15 protein-coding genes are annotated in these 15,487 nt (G+C 67.9%); 7 read left to right on the top strand and 8 right to left on the bottom strand.

From position 1 onward, the window contains the following. Positions 1-95 precede the first annotated feature (95 nt). Positions 96-338 carry an acyl carrier protein gene (locus tag VLK31_RS05745; protein WP_007830850.1) on the top strand — a complete coding sequence of 81 codons (243 nt, stop codon included), beginning with the start codon at positions 96-98 and terminating at the stop codon, positions 336-338. Continuing rightward, positions 335-1,546, top strand: a complete 1,212-nt coding sequence (locus VLK31_RS05740; protein ID WP_409167425.1) for a beta-ketoacyl-[acyl-carrier-protein] synthase family protein — start codon at positions 335-337, stop codon at positions 1,544-1,546. The genes VLK31_RS05745 and VLK31_RS05740 overlap by 4 nt, the downstream gene beginning before the upstream one ends. Here VLK31_RS05740 and VLK31_RS05735 read toward each other — a convergent pair. Next, a complete protein-coding gene (locus tag VLK31_RS05735) occupies positions 1,543-2,442 on the bottom strand; it encodes a LysR substrate-binding domain-containing protein (protein WP_409168027.1) in 900 nt (299 codons plus the stop codon). The two genes, VLK31_RS05740 and VLK31_RS05735, sit on opposite strands and share 4 nt — an antisense overlap. Positions 2,443-2,618: 176 nt before the next feature. Here VLK31_RS05735 and VLK31_RS05730 point away from each other — a divergent pair, with 176 nt between their 5' ends. The 4 genes from VLK31_RS05730 to VLK31_RS05715 all read left to right on the top strand — a co-directional run bounded on the left by VLK31_RS05730 (position 2,619) and on the right by VLK31_RS05715 (position 7,255). Then, on the top strand, positions 2,619-3,971 hold the full coding sequence (locus tag VLK31_RS05730) for a M20/M25/M40 family metallo-hydrolase (protein ID WP_409167424.1): 1,353 nt from the start codon (positions 2,619-2,621) through the stop codon (positions 3,969-3,971). 96 nt (positions 3,972-4,067) lie between these two features. Beyond that, a complete protein-coding gene (locus tag VLK31_RS05725) occupies positions 4,068-4,517 on the top strand; it encodes a DUF2501 domain-containing protein (RefSeq protein ID WP_409167423.1) in 450 nt (149 codons plus the stop codon). Between the two features lie 106 nt (positions 4,518-4,623). Beyond that, positions 4,624-6,345 carry a SulP family inorganic anion transporter gene (locus VLK31_RS05720; RefSeq protein WP_409167422.1) on the top strand — a complete coding sequence of 574 codons (1,722 nt, stop codon included), beginning with the start codon at positions 4,624-4,626 and terminating at the stop codon, positions 6,343-6,345. Between the two features lie 25 nt (positions 6,346-6,370). Further along, a complete protein-coding gene (locus VLK31_RS05715) occupies positions 6,371-7,255 on the top strand; it encodes a LysR substrate-binding domain-containing protein (RefSeq protein WP_409167421.1) in 885 nt (294 codons plus the stop codon). Between the two features lie 31 nt (positions 7,256-7,286). Here VLK31_RS05715 and VLK31_RS05710 read toward each other — a convergent pair whose 3' ends face one another. The 7 genes from VLK31_RS05710 to clpB all read right to left on the bottom strand — a co-directional run bounded on the left by VLK31_RS05710 (position 7,287) and on the right by clpB (position 14,333). After that, positions 7,287-7,871 (bottom strand): DUF3299 domain-containing protein, encoded by a 585-nt coding sequence (locus VLK31_RS05710; protein WP_409167420.1) that lies wholly within the window; start codon positions 7,869-7,871, stop codon positions 7,287-7,289. Positions 7,872-7,977: 106 nt separating this feature from the next. After that, positions 7,978-8,385 carry an alternative ribosome rescue aminoacyl-tRNA hydrolase ArfB gene (gene arfB, locus VLK31_RS05705; protein WP_409167419.1) on the bottom strand — a complete coding sequence of 136 codons (408 nt, stop codon included), beginning with the start codon at positions 8,383-8,385 and terminating at the stop codon, positions 7,978-7,980. A 45-nt stretch (positions 8,386-8,430) separates the two neighbouring features. Next, a complete protein-coding gene (locus VLK31_RS05700; RefSeq protein WP_409167418.1) occupies positions 8,431-9,615 on the bottom strand; it encodes an acetyl-CoA C-acyltransferase family protein in 1,185 nt (394 codons plus the stop codon). A gap of 33 nt (positions 9,616-9,648) precedes the next feature. Further along, positions 9,649-10,431: an enoyl-CoA hydratase/isomerase family protein gene (locus VLK31_RS05695; RefSeq protein WP_409167417.1), complete on the bottom strand. Its 783-nt coding sequence runs from the start codon at positions 10,429-10,431 to the stop codon at positions 9,649-9,651. After that, positions 10,428-11,195 (bottom strand): TetR/AcrR family transcriptional regulator, encoded by a 768-nt coding sequence (locus VLK31_RS05690; RefSeq protein WP_409167416.1) that lies wholly within the window; start codon positions 11,193-11,195, stop codon positions 10,428-10,430. Before VLK31_RS05690 ends, VLK31_RS05695 begins: the two co-directional genes overlap by 4 nt. 168 nt (positions 11,196-11,363) lie before the next feature. Next, positions 11,364-11,702 carry a hypothetical protein gene (locus tag VLK31_RS05685; RefSeq protein ID WP_409167415.1) on the bottom strand — a complete coding sequence of 113 codons (339 nt, stop codon included), beginning with the start codon at positions 11,700-11,702 and terminating at the stop codon, positions 11,364-11,366. A 9-nt stretch (positions 11,703-11,711) separates the two neighbouring features. After that, on the bottom strand, positions 11,712-14,333 hold the full coding sequence (gene clpB / locus VLK31_RS05680; protein WP_409167414.1) for an ATP-dependent chaperone ClpB: 2,622 nt from the start codon (positions 14,331-14,333) through the stop codon (positions 11,712-11,714). Positions 14,334-14,473: 140 nt separating this feature from the next. On the opposite strand from clpB, the gene VLK31_RS05675 reads away from it, so the two are divergent. Continuing rightward, on the top strand, positions 14,474-15,469 hold the full coding sequence (locus tag VLK31_RS05675) for a Bug family tripartite tricarboxylate transporter substrate binding protein (RefSeq protein ID WP_409167413.1): 996 nt from the start codon (positions 14,474-14,476) through the stop codon (positions 15,467-15,469). Positions 15,470-15,487 lie beyond the last annotated feature (18 nt).

Raw genomic sequence — 15,487 nt, 5'->3', positions numbered from 1 at the left:
ACTCACCGCTGACCGAACGAGGAAGGGATCGATTCAATGGCACACCCCGCGTGGGTGGCAATCGATCGGCGGCACATGACGACAGGCATCGCACGATGAGTTCGCTGAAGGAATTGCAGGACCTGATTCACGAGAAGTACGGCATAGAGCCGTCCAAGCTCGACCCGCATGCATCGATGCGGGAAACCGGCGGACTCGATTCGCTGGCCCTCGCTGAATTTCTCTTCGCCATCGAAGACCATTTCGGCATCACCATGCCCGACGAAGACGCAAGCATCGACACCCTGGCCGAGCTGGCGTTGCTGGTCGACAAGGTGCGCGCAGCGAAGACGGCGTGAACCACCAGGTTGCCGTCACCGGTCTGGGCGTGGTGGCGCCGCACGGCGACGAGCCTGGCGCGCTGTTCGAAGCCTTGCTGCAAGGCCGCTCGGCCATTCAGCCGGTGTTTGCGGACCTGCCCAAGCCCGCCGCTGCGGCCACCGTCGCCTTCGACGAAACCCGCTGGTTCACCAAGCTGCAACTGGCGGGCGTCGACCGTGTGAGCCAACTGGCCGTGGCCGCCGCCGACCAGGCGATGCGCGACGCGGGCCTGAACGCCGGCGACACCCACCCCGAGCGCATGGGCGTCTACGCCGGTTGCGGCATGGGCGGCGCGGCGGCGCTGGAGGCGGCCTACCGCGGCAACGGGCGCGTCTCTCCCCTCACCATTCCGGCCTTCATGCCCAACGCGCCGGCCGCCCACGTGGCCATGCGCCAGGGCGTGCAGGGCCCGGTGCTCACCTATTCCGTGGCCTGCGCGTCGTCGGCGGCGGCCATCGCCGAAGCGGCCAAGGCGGTGCAGCGCGGCGAGGTCGATGTGGCCATTGCCGGCGGCAGCGAGGCGCTGATCGTGCCCGGCGTGGTCGTGGCCTGGCAGGCCATGCAGACGCTGGCCACCTTCCAGCCCGGCGAAGCAGGCCGCGCGGTGCGGCCCTTTGCGGCCGACCGCAGCGGCTTTGCGCTGGGCGAAGGCGCGGCCTTTTTGATTCTCGAATCGGTCGAGCGCGCCCGCGCGCGCGGCGCCCGCAGCTACGCCACGCTGGCTGGTTGGGGCCTGAGCAGCGACGCCACCCACCTCACCAAGCCTGACGCCCCGGGCCAGGCGCGCGCCCTGCGCGCCGCCCTGCGCCAGGCCGGCCTGCACCCGCGCGACGTGGGCTACTGCAACGCGCACGGCACGGCCACGCGCATCGGCGATGTGGTCGAGCGCAATGCGCTGGCCGATGTGTGGGGCGACGACTTCGACGCCCTGCGCGTGAGCTCCACCAAGGCGCTGCACGGCCACATGCTGGGCGCGGCAGGTGCCATCGAGGCGCTCATCACCGTGCTGGCACTGCACCGCCGGCAACTGCCGCCGAATGCGCACTGCACGCAGGTCGACCCGGCGTGCCCGCTGAACCTGGTGATGCCCGGCGACACCGCGGCGCCGTCGCTCGAAGCCGCCGTCAGCAATTCATTCGCCTTTGGCGGCACCAACTCCGTGCTGCTGTTCCGCCGCGCGGGCTAGACCGGCGGCGAGGCCGCCGCAGCGCGCAGCCACGCCACGAAGGCGCCGACCAGCGGGTCGTCGGTGCGGCTGGGCGCCACGAACACGCTGTAGCCCCGGCTCGACGGCGCCCTGTGCGGGCAGGCCAGCACCAGCTCGCCGGTGCGCAGTTCGCGCTCCACGAAGTACGCGGGCACCAGCCCCACGCCCAGGTCGGCACGCACCGCGGCCACCAGCGTGGAGAACAGGTCGAAGCGGTGGCCCGCCACCAGGTTCTCCGGCGCGCGCGCGTGCGCCGTCTGCGCAAACCATTCTTCCCACGCGCCCATGCGGGTGCGCAACTGCAACAGCGGCGCGGCGCGGAAGTCGCCACGCGCCATGGCCGCGCGTCCCTTGGCTTTGGGCGCGCACACCGCCACGCAAGACTCGCCCATCAGCGCCTGCGCATTGGCACCGGGCCACACCGCGTCGTCGTACTGCACGCCCACGTCGAAGGGCATGTCTTCCATGTAGAGGTTGGTCGGGAACACCTGCAGGTGCAGGCTGCAGCCGGGGTGCCGCGCAATGAACTGCGGCAGGCGCGGCATGAGCCAGCCTTCGGCCAGCACCGGCACCGCGCCCACCAGCAGGCGCAGGCCGTCGGTGCGCTGCGCCATGGCTTCGAGCGTGTGGTTCTGCAGGCGCAGCAAGTCGCCGGCAATCTGCCCGTGGTAGCGCCGCCCGGCCTCGGTGAGCTCGCTGCCGCGTGCGGTGCGCTGCACCAGCCGCACGCCAATCTGCGATTCGAGCAGCCGCAGCTGCTGGCTCACCGCGCTGTGCGTGAGGCACAGCTCTTCGGCGGCCTTGCCCACGCCGTGATGGCGCGCCACGGCGTCGAAGATCAGCAGCGCGCGCGTGCTGGGAATGTGTCGGCGCATGGTGGCCATGAAGGCGCCTGAAAAGGCTGGTTCGTTAGAAAAACTGACAACGCCGAAGATTAAACCAGAGCAGGCGGCTAGCACACTCGCAAGAATTGCTGACGACGCTGCCCAGGCGGCGTGCCTTTTTTCGTCTCACGGTTTCACTGCTTCACTCTCAAGGACTCCCGCTCACCATGTCACGCCCTGCGCTCCTTCGCCTTGCCCCGCTCGTGCTTGCCATTGCATCCGCCACCGGCCTTGCCCATGCCCAGACCGGCTCCGTTGCGGCCACGCCCACGCAGGTGCGCCCCGACGTCGACAAGGCCTACACGCAGCTGATGGCCTCGCCCGCCATCCAGAAGCTGCTGGACGCGGTGAAGGCAGACCATGAGCGCTCGGTCGACGACCTGAAGATGCTCACCGAAATCGAAGCCCCGCCCTTCAAGGAACAGAGGCGCGCGGAAGCCTTCCTGGCCCGCATGAAGGCCCTGGGCCTCACCGACGCGAAGATCGATGCCGAAGGCAATGTGGTCGGCCTGCGCAAGGGCACGGGCAACGGGCCCAAGCTGCTCATTTCCGCCCACCTGGACACCGTGTTCCCCGCCGGCACCGACGTGAAGGTGAAGGAGCGCGACGGCAAGCTGTATGCGCCGGGCATCTCCGACGACACGCGCGGCCTGTCGGTGCTGCTGTCGTGGCTCAAGGTGCTGAACGACAACAAGGTGCAGACCGTGGGCGACCTGCTGTTCGTGGGCAACGTGGGCGAGGAAGAGCTGGGCAACCTGCGCGGCATGAAAGCGATTTTTCGCGACAACCTGGACATCGACGGCATGGTCGGCCTGGAGCCCGCGCCCGAAGGCACGGTGCTGATGCTGGGCACCGGTTCGCACCGCTACGAGGTCACTTTCAAGGGCCCGGGCGGCCACAGCTTCGGCGCCTTCGGCCAGGTGCCCAGCGCCATCCACGGCATGGGCCGCGCCATTGCCAAGATTGCCGACGTGCGCACGCCGACCTTCCCCAAGACCACGTTCACCGTGGGCACGGTGGGCGGCGGCACGTCGGTCAACACCATTGCGCCCGATGCGCGCATGGCGGTGGACATTCGCTCCGACGAAATGGCGCCGCTGCTGGAAACCGAAAAGAAGATCCTGGCTGCCATCGACGAAGCCGTGGTCGAGGAAAACAAGCGCTGGGGCGTGACCACGCTGAGCGTGAGCACCAAGCTCATCGGCGACCGCCCGGGTGGCCGCACGCAGTCGGACACGGTGATCGTGGAGGCCGCCACGCGATCGAATACGGCCTTCGGCCACAAGACGCTGCTGACCGGTGCCAGCACCGACGCCAACGTGCCGATGTCGCTGGGCATTCCGGCCATCATCATCGGCGGCGGCGGCAAGACCGGCGGCTTCCATGCGCTGAGCGAATGGATCGACGTGACAGACGGCTGGAAGGGTGCGCAGAACTCGCTGGTGACGGTGCTGGGTCTGGTGGGCGTGCAGGGTACGAGCACGCCTTTGCTGGAAAAGCGACCCGCCCGCACCAGGTAAGAACAAGGGCGCAAGGCGGCCAAAGAGGCAGGGCGGGCGGTCTTCGCCGCCTGCTCTGTCCGTTATGCTGGTGGCCGCTTCCCACAGGAGACCTCCATGCATGCTCGCTCCACCCTCATTGCCTTGGCCCTGCTGGCCGCGGGCTCCTCGGCGCAGGCCAACAACCTGCTCGATCAGTTGAAGGAAAAGGCCGGCGAAGCCGCCGGCTCGAATTCGCAGGCCACGCAAGGCAGCGGTGCCGCCTCCGCGCTCGGCAACCTCGGCTTCAAGATGCCCGCCATCGGCTCCAGCACCATGGGCAACGCGGCCGGCGTGCTGCAGTACTGCGTGAAGAACAACTACCTGGGCGGCGACGCGGCCTCGGTCAAAGACAAGCTGCTGGCCAAGATCACCGGCCAGAAGCCGCAGGAAACCGGCTTTGCCAGCGGCGCCAAGGGCCTGCTCAAAGGCGGCGACGGGCAGACGCTGAACTTCAAGGTGCTGTCCTCCAAAGTGAAGACCAAGGCCTGCGACTACGTGCTGAAGAACGCCACCTCGCTGATCTGATTTCGCACCGCTTTTCGACCTGCTTTTCGCCCCCTCCTTCGCACCCTTCCCGCGCGGCGCACCGCGCATGTGCTTGCTGCTTCTTTCCGTGCGCGCGCAAACGTCCATGACCCCGGCTGCTCCCTCTCCCTCTCTTCGCCAGCGCCTCGCGCGCTGGGTTCCCTGTCTCGCCTGGCCGCGCCCCTCCGCCGCGCTGCTGCGCAACGAGGCCATGGCCGGCATCACCGTGGCGCTGATGGTCATTCCGCAGGGCGTGGCATATGCCGCGCTGGCCGGCATGCCGCTGGTCACGGGCGTGTACGCCGCGCTGTTGCCGGCGCTCATCGCGGTGATGTTCAGCTCGTCGCAGCGCTTGTCGGTCGGGCCCACTGCCCTCACCAGCCTGCTGGTGGGCGCATCGCTCGCGCCGCTGGCGGTGGCGGGCAGCGACGAATGGGTGGCCATGGCGGTGTGGCTCACGCTGATGTCGGGCACGGTGCAGATCGTGCTGGGCGCGGGCCGCTTCGGCTGGCTGCTGCGGCTGGTCAATTCGCCGGTGCTCATCGGCTTTACGCAGGGCGCGGCGGTGCTGATTGCCATCTCGCAATTGCCCGCGTTGCTGGGCTTCACGGGCCGCACCATTCCGCAGGTGCTGCATGGCGGCCCGCTGCCTGATTTGGTGGCCATTGCCTTCGGGCTGGGCAGCGTTGCGGTGCTGTGGCTGGGCAAGCGCCTGCTGCCGCGCTTTCCGACCACCATGGCGCTGGTGGCCGGCGCGGCCGCCATCAGCTGGCTGGCCGACTACGCGCTGCGCGGCGGCGCGGTGGTGGGCAGCCTGCCGTCGGGCCTGCCGTCGTTCTACTGGCCCGGCCTGTTGCCGCTGGGCACCTTCAGCGCGCTGGTGCTGCCGGCGCTGATGATCACGCTGGTGAGCTTTCTGGAGACCGCGTCCAGCGCCAAGGTCGACAACGCACGCGCCGGCACGCTGTGGAACGAAAACCAGGACCTCATCGGCCAGGGCCTGGCCAAGCTGGCCTCGGGCTTCACCGGCGCGTTCCCTACCAGCTCGTCGTTCTCGCGCTCGGCCATCACGCTGTATGCGGGCGCGAAGACCGGCTGGGCCACGCTCTTCAGCGTGGTGGTGGTGGCCGGCGCGCTGCTGTGGCTCATGCCGCTGCTGTACCACGTGCCGCAGGCGGTGCTGGCGGCGGTGGTGGTCACGGCCATTCTGGGGTTGGTGAAGCCCGCGAGCTTCAAGGCGCTGTGGCGCGTGTCGCGCATCGAGGCGGGCATTGCCTTCGGCACCTTCGTGCTGACGATCGCCACCGCGCCCAGCATCTACTGGGGCGTGCTGGGCGGCCTGCTGGCCAGCATGGCGCACTACATGTACCGCCACCTGCACCCGCGCATCATCGAGGTGGGCCTGCACCCCGACGGCAGCCTGCGCGACCGCCACCTGTGGAAGCTGCCGCCGCTGGCGCCGCAGCTCTACGCGGTGCGCATGGACGCGGAGCTCGACTTTGCTTCGGCCTCCACGCTGGAACGCGCGCTCACCGTGGCGCTGGCCGAGCGGCCCGGCCTCACCGACGTGTGCCTGTTCGCGCAGCCCATCAACCGCATCGACATCACCGGCGCCGAGGTGTTCGGCTCCATCCGCCGCATGATGGAAGCCAAGGGCATTCGGCTGCACCTGAGCGGCCTGAAACTGCCGGCCATGCAGGTGCTGGAACGCGCCGGCCTGCTGGCGCCGGGGCCGCTGCTGTTCAACTACCGCACCGACGGCGAGGCGCTCTCGGCGCTGATGCCGCGCATCGACGTGCCGGTGGCGCAAGCCGAAGCCGCGCACTGACGGCACCGATGAAAATCCCCGTGCCATGAAGAGCACCATCGAAGAACTGGTCGCCTTTCGCACGGTGGTGGACGCGGGGTCGATCACCGCCGCGTCGGAGCAGCTTGCGCAAACCGTCTCGGGCATCAGCCGCGCGCTGAGCCGGCTGGAGCAAAAGCTCGACACCACGCTGCTGCGCCGCACCACGCGCCGGCTCGAGCTCACCGAGGAAGGCGCCGCCTTTCTGCTGCGCACGCGCGCCATTCTGGACGCCATCGACGACGCCGAAGAGCAGATGGCCGCGCGCCGCCAACAGCCGGCCGGCCGGCTGCGCGTGAACGCGGCCTCGCCTTTCATGCTGCATGCCATCGTGCCGCTGGTGCCGGCGTTTCGAAAGCTGTACCCGCAGATCAGCCTGGAGCTGGACACCGACGATCTGCCCATCGACCTGCTGGAGCGGCGCACCGACATCGCCATTCGCATCGGCCCGCTGCGCGACTCCACGCTGCATGCGCGCCCGCTGGGCACGCACCGCCTGCGCGTGCTGGCGAGCCCCGCCTACCTGGAGGCGCACGGCAAGCCGCGCAAGGTGAGCGAGCTGGCCGAGCATGTGCTGCTGGGCTTCACCCAGCCCGAGTCGCTCAACCGCTGGCCGCTGCGCGGCGTGCATGGCGACGAATGGAACACCACGCCCACGGTGGCCGCGTCCAGCGGCGAAACGCTGCGCCAGCTGGCGCTGGCCGGCGTGGGCATCGCCTGCCTGTCGGACTTCATGACCGAAGCCGACCGCGCGAGCGGCGCGCTGGTGCAGGTGCTGGCCAAGGACACGGCGGACGTGCGCCAGCCGGTCAACGCGGTGTACTACCGCAACACGCAGCTGTCGGCGCGCATCACGTCGTTTCTGGACTTTCTTTCGCAGCGCATGGCCTGAGCGGTGTGCACGCGCCAGCGCTTGCTGCGGCTCATTGCGGTTGTTTGGGCGTGAAGCGCTCGACCGCGGCCGAAGCAATTTCGTAGCCGCTCACGCCCATGTCCGCCGACGTGTAGCGCGCGGCCTTCAGCGTGCCGGTGACGTACACCGTGTCCATCGCGTGCAGCCCCTTGACGGGCGCGGGCGCGATCACGTGAACGATCTGGTTGGCCGGTGGCGGCGGGGTGTGGATGCAGGCGCCGAAGTACGGCACCAGAAGAAATTCGCGAATGCCGTCGGGCGAGGCGTCCAGCGGCACCACGAAGCCCGCGAGCTTGGCCGGCTTGCCGTCGAGCGCCACGTTCACCGGCGCGTTGTCCCAGACGGCACGCATTTCGTCGAGCATCTGGATGGCGCGCGGGTCGTTGTCGCGCAGCGCTTCAAGGCTGATGTTGCGGTAACGCTTCGTCGGGTCCCAGCTCGTGGGGACCAGTGCTTCCCACTGGAGTTCGGGCACTGCCTCGCCCACCGCTGCGTTCGCGCCGTGCGCGGATTGCGGCCCGCAGCCGCCAAGAAGCGCCGCGACCGGCACCCCAAAAAGCGCGCACAGCAGCACACGCGAAAAGAACCTTCTCATGACCGCGATTGTGCTTGGGTGAGGTGTCAAAGCCGTAAAGCAGGGTCTTTGGCACTCATTTCCTCCCAGATTGCCGCAATTCACCGGGGCGGCGGCGGCGCTCCCCTCAGTCCTGAACCCGTCCGCGCGAGCTCTTGATCTGCGAGCGCTGGCTCTTGCCTTCAAGCCGGCGCTGCTTGGAGCCGTAGGTCGGCTTGGTGGCGCGCCGCACGCGCGGTGGCGTGGCCACGCTGTCGATCACCGCCTGCAGCCGCGCGAACGCGTCGGCGCGGTTCATTTCCTGGGTGCGGTGCTGCTGCGCCTTGAGCACGAACACGCCTTCCTGTGTGATGCGGCTGTCGCGCAGCGCGAGCAGCCGCTCCTTCACGTCGTCCGGCAGCGAGCAGGCGGGAATGTCGTAGCGCAGGTGCACCGCGCTGGAGACCTTGTTGACGTTCTGCCCGCCCGCGCCCTGCGCCCGGATGGCGCTGATCTCGACTTCGTCGGGATCGATCAGGAGGGGTGGGCTCGGCATGGCCGCAAGTGTGCCTTGAACGAACTCAGACGCCCTCAAGCACGCTCAGACGCGCTCGAACACGGCCGCAATGCCCTGCCCGCCGCCAATGCACATCGTCACCAGCGCATAGCGCCCGCCGGTGCGGCGCAGCTCGGCAATCGCCTTGGTCGTGATGATGGCGCCGGTGGCGCCCACCGGATGGCCCAGCGAGATGCCCGAGCCGTTAGGGTTCACCTTGGCCGGGTCGAACCCCAGCTCCTTGATGACCGCGCAGGCCTGCGCCGCAAAGGCCTCGTTCGACTCGATGACGTCGAAGTCGCTCACCTTCAGGCCGGTGCGCTCCAGCACCTTGCGCGTGGCCGGCACCGGGCCGATGCCCATGTACGCCGGCTCCACACCGGCGTGCGCGTAGCCCACCAGGCGCGCGAGCGGCTTCAGGCCGCGGGCCTTCACGCTCTCAGCGCTGGCCAGCACCACGGCCGCCGCACCGTCGTTGATGCCCGAGGCGTTGCCGGCGGTCACGAGGCCGTCTTTCTTGAAGGCGGGCTTCATCTTGGCCAGCGTGTCGACGGTGGTGTCGGCGCGCACATGCTCGTCGGTGTCGAACAGCACGACGCCCTTGCGCGTCTTCACCTCGACCGCCACGATCTGATCCTTGAAGCGGCCCGCCGCAATGGCGGCCGCGGCGCGCTGCTGGCTGCTGACGGCCAGCGCGTCCATCTGCTCGCGCGTGATGCCGTAGCGCGCGGCCACGTTCTCGGCGGTAATGCCCATGTGAATCTTCTCCCACGGGTCGTGCAGGATGCCCAGCATGTAGTCGACCAGCACCGCGTCGCCCATGCGCGCGCCGTAGCGGGCCGAGGTGTCGAAGTACGGGCCGCGGCTCATCGACTCCGAACCGCCGCCAATGGCGATGTCGCAGTCGCCCAGCGCAATGGCCTGCGCCGCCGACACGATGGCCTGCAGCCCCGAGCCGCACAGGCGGTTCACGTTGAAGGCCGGCGTTTCGACCGGGCAGCCCGCGTCGATGGCCGCCACGCGGCTCAGGTAGGCGTCTTTCACGTCGGTGGGAATCACGTTGCCCATCACCACGTGGCCGATGGCGTCGGCGGGCAGGCCGCTGCGTTCGATGGCGGCCTTGACGGCGGTGGTGGCCAGTTGCGTGTTGGGCACGTCCTTCAGCGCGCCGCCGAAGGTGCCGATGGCGGTGCGGGCGGTGCCGACCACGAAGATGTCGCGTGGGGTCATGGTGTGTCGATCTCCTTGTATTGAAAAACGGATTCAGCGGCCGGTGAAGGCGGCTGGCTTCTTGGCAAAGAACGCGTCGAGGCCGACCCTGAAGTCACTGGTCGCGGCGCAGTGCTGGAACGCGGCCGACTCGGCGTCGAGCTGGCCGGCCAGGTCGCGCCCGAGCGAGCCGCGCATCAGCCGGCGCAGGTTGCCCAGCGCCACGGTCGGCCCCTTGGCCAGGCGGTGCGCAAGGGCCAGCGCCTCGGCTTCGAGTTCGGCGGCGGGCAGCACGCGGTTGATGAGGCCCATGCGCTCGGCGGCAGCGGCGTCGTAGGTGTCGCCGAGCATCGCAATCTCCAGCGCGCGGCGCATGCCGACCAGCCGCGGCAGCGCCCACGACGCGCCAACGTCGCAGCTGGTGCCGATGTTCACGTAGGCCAGGTTGAAACGCGTGCCTTCGGCGGCGAGCACAAAGTCGGCCTGCAGCATCAAGCTCAGGCCGGCGCCGGCGGCCACGCCGTGCACCTGCGCCACCAGCGGCGCGTCCATGGCGTCGAGCACGGTCAGCGCTTCGTGCAGCGGGCCGATCAGGTCGGCTGCGCCCTGCTTGGGGTCGGCGCTCAGCACGCCAAGGTCGCCGCCGGCCATGAAGCCCTTGCCAGCGCCGCTCATCAGCACCGCGCGCACGCTTTTGTCGGCCTGCAGTTCGCGCACGGCGGCCAGGAAAGCGTTGGCCATCGGTACGTCGATGGCGTTCAGGGCGGCCGGGCGGTTGAAGCGAATCGTGGCCACTGCGCCATCGCGGGCCAGCAGCAGGGGGGCATCGGTCGTCATGCGGTCTTTCCTTTTCGGGGGGCGGGCTTGCGCCGGGCAGGAACGATGGGTGTGGGGACGGGTGTGGGCTCGGCGTGGGCCTGGGCCTGGGCCTGGCGTTGCATCACGCCGTTGAGCAGCAGTGCGATGGCCTGGTCGGCAATCTGGTCAGGCGTGAGCTTGCCGTCGGGGCGGTACCAGCGGCCGATCCAGCTCAGCGCGCCGGCAAGCATGAAGGCGGCCATCTTCGGGTCGCACGGCGCAAGCGATCCGTCGGCCACGCCGTCTTCGATGAGCCCGCGGAACTGGCCGTCGATGCCGGCCTTGAGCCGGCACAGCTCCTTCTTCAACGGCGCGGGCAGCGGGTCTTCGCCGATGCGAATCACGCACATGCCGAAGTCCTGCATGACCACGCTCGCGTAGATGCGCATGCAGGCCTTGAGCTGGTCGATGGCGCTGCCACCGGCCGCGCGCACCTCGCCGATGCCGTCCTGCATCAGCGCGAGCGCGATCTTCACGCACTCCAAAAGGATCTGGTCCTTGTTCTCGATGTAGTAGTACAGCGTGGGCTTGCTGACGTTCAGCCGCTCGGCAATGTCGTCGAGCGAGGTGGCGTGAAAGCCGCGCTCGTTGAACAGCCGCGCAGCAGTCTGCAGCACGGCCTGTCGCTTCAACTCACGCTGCTGGGCGCGCTTGCCGGCCGGCTCCCACGGGGACGCGGGGGCGGACTCAGGCGCGGGTTCGGCCTTGGGTTTGGCCTTGAGGACAGTGGCAGTGCGGGGCATTGGGTTCGTACGGGCGCGCAAAGCACGAATGCTGCGCGATGCAGCAAACGCAGACATTACCCGCCAGTAGAAATTTTACGGACCAGTAGCTTTGCTGCTTCTGGACACAAACCCTGAGACCAGCGCCGCGCGCATGTTGCGCTGACCGGCGGCGAGTAGCCGTGTGCCTCAGTCGCCGCGCACGGGGCGGGCCCGCACGTCGGTCACGTCATCGGCGGGGCCGATGGCGATGGGGCTGCGCACCGAGTCGCCGCGTGCCCGTGCGCTGACCACATCGGCCGCGGTGGGCTCGTCAGGCTTTACCGCATGGCGAAACCTGTCGAAGCCCGAACGCGGGTTGAAGCGCCCGCCCATCGACGCCATCCAGGGCATCACGGGCTTGCCCGTGAGGCGGCCCCACGCATAGCGCACACCCCACACCGTTGCCAGCAGCATCACCGCCACGGCCAGGCTGGCCGCAAAAACCAGCCCCAAAAGCAGAAGAATGACGCGAAAAATGAAGTTCATCATCCGAGCTTAGGCCGATGCAGGCGCGGTTGGTTCCCCGCTCTTGGTGAACGTGAACTGGCCCGGCGACTGGATCGGGTCGGTCGTGACCTCGATCGTGTCCTTCGGCCCGAAGCTGCCGTCCAGCAACAACTTCGACAGCGGGTTCTCGATGCGCTGCTGAATCGCGCGCTTCAACGGACGCGCACCGAACACCGGGTCGAAGCCGACCTTGGCAATCTCGGCCAGCGCCGCGGGCGACACCTGCAGGCCCAGGTCCATCTTGGCGAGGCGCGCGGTCAGCACCTTCAGCTGGATTGCGGCAATCGATTCGATGTTCTTGGCGTCCAGCGCGTGGAAAACGACGGTCTCGTCGATGCGGTTGAGGAACTCGGGGCGGAAGTAGTTCTTCAGCTCGTCCCACACCGCCTCCTTGATCTCTTCCGAAGGCTTGCCCACCATGGCCTGGATGATGGGCGAGCCGATGTTGCTCGTCATCACGATCACGGTGTTCTTGAAGTCCACGGTGCGGCCCTGGCCGTCGGTGAGGCGCCCGTCGTCGAGCACCTGCAGCAGCACGTTGAACACGTCGGGGTGGGCTTTTTCGACCTCGTCGAGCAGCACCACGCTGTAGGGCTTGCGGCGCACGGCTTCGGTGAGGTAGCCGCCCTCTTCGTAGCCTACATAGCCCGGCGGCGCGCCGATCAGGCGGGCGACCGAATGCTTCTCCATGAACTCGCTCATGTCGATGCGAATCAGGTGGTCTTCGCTGTCGAACAAAAAGCCCGCGAGCGCCTTGCACAGCTCGGTCTTGCCCACGCCCGTGGGGCCCAGGAACAGGAACGAACCAGTCGGGCGGCCGGGGTCCGACAGGCCGGAGCGCGAGCGGCGAATGGCGTTGGCGACCGCGCCAATGGCCTCGTTCTGGCCGACCACGCGCTCGTGCAGCTTGTCTTCCATCACCAGCAGCTTGTCGCGCTCGCCCTGCATCAGCTTGGCCACCGGAATGCCGGTGGCACGCGCCACGACCTCGGCAATTTCCTCTGCGCCCACTTGCGTGCGCAGCAGCGTGGGCGCGCTCGACTTGCCCTTGGAGGCCTCGGCGTCCTGCGCTTCCTTCAGGCGCTTTTCGAGCGCCGGCAGCTGGCCGTACTGCAGCTCGGCCACCTTGTTGAAGTCGCCCTTGGTGGTGAACTCGGCAATCTGGAACTTGATCTTGTCGATTTCCTCGCGCACCTTGGCGCTGCCCTGCGCCTGCGCCTTTTCGGCCTGCCAGATCTCGTCGTAGTCGGCAATTTCCTTCTGCAGCTTGGCAATTTCGACCTCGATCAGGCCAAAGCGCTTCTGCGAGGCTTCGTCCTTCTCGCGGCGCACCGCTTCCAGCTCGATCTGCAGCTGAATCAGGCGGCGGTCGAGCCGGTCCATGACCTCGGGCTTGGAGTCCATCTCGATCTTGATCTTGGCCGCGGCCTCGTCGATCAGGTCGATGGCCTTGTCGGGCAGAAACCGGTCGGTGATGTAGCGGTCGCTCAACTCGGCGGCGGCCACGATGGCCGGGTCGGTGATGTCCACGCCGTGGTGCACCTCGTACTTTTCCTTCAGGCCGCGCAGGATGGCCACGGTGGCCTCCACGCTGGGCTCGCCCACGATGATCTTTTGAAAGCGGCGCTCCAGCGCGGCATCTTTCTCGATGTACTTGCGGTACTCGTCCAGCGTGGTGGCGCCCACGCAGTGCAGCTCGCCGCGTGCGAGCGCGGGCTTGAGCATGTTGCCCGCGTCCATGGCGCCTTCGGCCTTGCCGGCGCCCACCATGGTGTGCAGCTCGTCAATGAAGACGATGGTCTGGCCTTCGTCCTTGGCGAGTTCGTTCAGCACGGTCTTCAGGCGCTCTTCGAACTCGCCGCGGAACTTGGCACCGGCCAGCAGCGCCGCCATGTCCAGCGACAGCACGCGCTTGCCCTTGAGCGACTCCGGCACTTCGCCAGAGACGATGCGCTGCGCCAGGCCTTCGACGATGGCGGTCTTGCCCACGCCAGGTTCGCCGATGAGCACGGGGTTGTTCTTGGTGCGGCGCTGCAGCACCTGGATGGCGCGGCGAATTTCCTCGTCGCGGCCAATGACCGGGTCGAGCTTGCCCTGGCGGGCGCGCTCGGTCAGGTCCATGCAGTATTTCTTGAGGGATTCGCGCTGACCTTCTGCATCCGCGCTGTTCACGCCCTGGCCGCCACGCACCGCGTCGATGGCCGACTCGAGCGATTTGCGGCTCAGGCCGTTTTCCTTGGCGAGCCTGCCGATGTCGGCCTTGCTGTCGGCCAGCGCGAGCAGAAAGAGCTCGCCGGCAATGAACTGGTCATTGCGCTTGATCGACTCTTTCTCGGTGGCCTGCAGCAGCTTGCTCAGCTCGGGGCCGACCTGCACGATGTCGTGGCCCTGCACCTGGGGCAGCTTCTTGATGGCGCCATCCGCGGCCTGCAGCAGCCCCGGCACGTTGACGCCGGCACGCTCCAGCAGGGCGCGCGGTCCGTCGTCCTGGCGCAGCATCGCGACCAGCAGGTGGGCCGGTTCGATGTAGGCGTTGTCGTTGCCCAGCGCGAGCGACTGGGCGTCGCCCAGTGCTTCCTGAAATTTGGTGGTGAGTTTGTCTTGTCGCATGGTGGTATTCCTGCATCCAAAATAGGGCCGTTCGGGCACGATTCAAGGCTGTCGGGGTGGCTGTCAGCCCGGGCACGGGTATTGCACAAGACCCCTTTCATTGCCCGCAGGCATTTCTCTTTCTCTCAATGGAGTCGATCATGGTTTTTTCAATGCAGCGCGTTCAACCGGTGCGCCGGGCGATCAGCGTCGGCCTCTTTCTAGCCGCAGCGGGCCTGTGCGGCCTTGCGCAGGCGCAAAGCGGCACGCCCATCCGGTTGCTGGTGGGCTTTCCGGCCGGCGCGGGCACCGACGCCATTGCACGCACTTTGGGTGAAAAACTCAAGGACGTGCTGGGCGTGCCCGTGGTGGTGGAAAACCGAGCGGGCGCTGGCGGGCAGATTGCCGCCACCGTGCTGAAGTCGTCGCCGGCAGACGGCCACACGCTGCTGCTGTCGCACGACCACACCATCTCGATCCTGCCGCAGGTCATCAAGAACCCGGGCTTCAACCCCGCCACCGACTTCGTGCCCGTGGCCGGTTTTGCCACCTTCGCCAACGTGCTGGCCGTGTCCGGCGGCACGCCGGCCAAGACCATGGACGAGTATGTGAAGTGGGTCCGCACGCAAAAGGGCGGCAAGGAAACCATCGGCATCCCGGCACCGGCCTCGATCCCAGAGTTCATGGTGAAGATGATTTCGGACAAGTACAAGATCGACGTGCAGCCCGCGCCCTACCGCGGCAGCGCGCCCATGACGGCCGACATGCTGGGCAACCAGATCACCGCGGGCATTGCCTCGGTGCCCGACTTCATCGAGAACCACAAGGCCGGCAAGGTGCGCATCGTGGCCACCCTTGGCGCCAAGCGCCAGGCCGTGCTGCCCAACGTGCCCACGTTCACCGAACTGGGCTTCGCGAACCTGGACGACCTGCCCTACTACGGCATCTTCGCGCCGGTGGGCACGCCACAGCCGATCATCGACAAGTACGGCGACGCGCTGCAGAAGGTGCTGGCCATGCCCGACGTGAAGCAGAAGCTCACGACCATGGGGCTGACGGTGGGCTACGAGTCGCAGGGGCAGTTCGCGGGTCGGGTGCGCACCTACACGCAGGCCTGGGAAAAGATCATTCAGGGCAGCGGGTTCAAGCCTCTGTAAGGTCTTGCTCCCCTCTCT

This window comes from Variovorax sp. H27-G14 (genome assembly GCF_046156345.1).
Taxonomy (GTDB): domain Bacteria; phylum Pseudomonadota; class Gammaproteobacteria; order Burkholderiales; family Burkholderiaceae_C; genus Variovorax.
Note: the sequence above shows the minus strand (reverse complement) of the source record. Positions and strands in the feature narration are given on the sequence as shown.

What these genes read in the sequence shown, in the direction of transcription:
- VLK31_RS05745 (WP_007830850.1), top strand. Translation starts at nt 96, where the DNA reads ATGAGTTCGCTGAAGGAATTGCAGGACCTGATTCACGAGAAGTACGGC.
- VLK31_RS05735 (WP_409168027.1), bottom strand. Translation starts at nt 2,442, where the DNA reads ATGCGCCGACACATTCCCAGCACGCGCGCGCTGCTGATCTTCGACGCC.
- VLK31_RS05730 (WP_409167424.1), top strand. Translation starts at nt 2,619, where the DNA reads ATGTCACGCCCTGCGCTCCTTCGCCTTGCCCCGCTCGTGCTTGCCATT.
- VLK31_RS05725 (WP_409167423.1), top strand. Translation starts at nt 4,068, where the DNA reads ATGCATGCTCGCTCCACCCTCATTGCCTTGGCCCTGCTGGCCGCGGGC.
- VLK31_RS05720 (WP_409167422.1), top strand. Translation starts at nt 4,624, where the DNA reads ATGACCCCGGCTGCTCCCTCTCCCTCTCTTCGCCAGCGCCTCGCGCGC.
- VLK31_RS05715 (WP_409167421.1), top strand. Translation starts at nt 6,371, where the DNA reads ATGAAGAGCACCATCGAAGAACTGGTCGCCTTTCGCACGGTGGTGGAC.
- VLK31_RS05710 (WP_409167420.1), bottom strand. Translation starts at nt 7,871, where the DNA reads ATGAGAAGGTTCTTTTCGCGTGTGCTGCTGTGCGCGCTTTTTGGGGTG.
- arfB (WP_409167419.1), bottom strand. Translation starts at nt 8,385, where the DNA reads ATGCCGAGCCCACCCCTCCTGATCGATCCCGACGAAGTCGAGATCAGC.
- VLK31_RS05700 (WP_409167418.1), bottom strand. Translation starts at nt 9,615, where the DNA reads ATGACCCCACGCGACATCTTCGTGGTCGGCACCGCCCGCACCGCCATC.
- VLK31_RS05695 (WP_409167417.1), bottom strand. Translation starts at nt 10,431, where the DNA reads ATGACGACCGATGCCCCCCTGCTGCTGGCCCGCGATGGCGCAGTGGCC.
- VLK31_RS05690 (WP_409167416.1), bottom strand. Translation starts at nt 11,195, where the DNA reads ATGCCCCGCACTGCCACTGTCCTCAAGGCCAAACCCAAGGCCGAACCC.
- VLK31_RS05685 (WP_409167415.1), bottom strand. Translation starts at nt 11,702, where the DNA reads ATGAACTTCATTTTTCGCGTCATTCTTCTGCTTTTGGGGCTGGTTTTT.
- clpB (WP_409167414.1), bottom strand. Translation starts at nt 14,333, where the DNA reads ATGCGACAAGACAAACTCACCACCAAATTTCAGGAAGCACTGGGCGAC.
- VLK31_RS05675 (WP_409167413.1), top strand. Translation starts at nt 14,474, where the DNA reads ATGGTTTTTTCAATGCAGCGCGTTCAACCGGTGCGCCGGGCGATCAGC.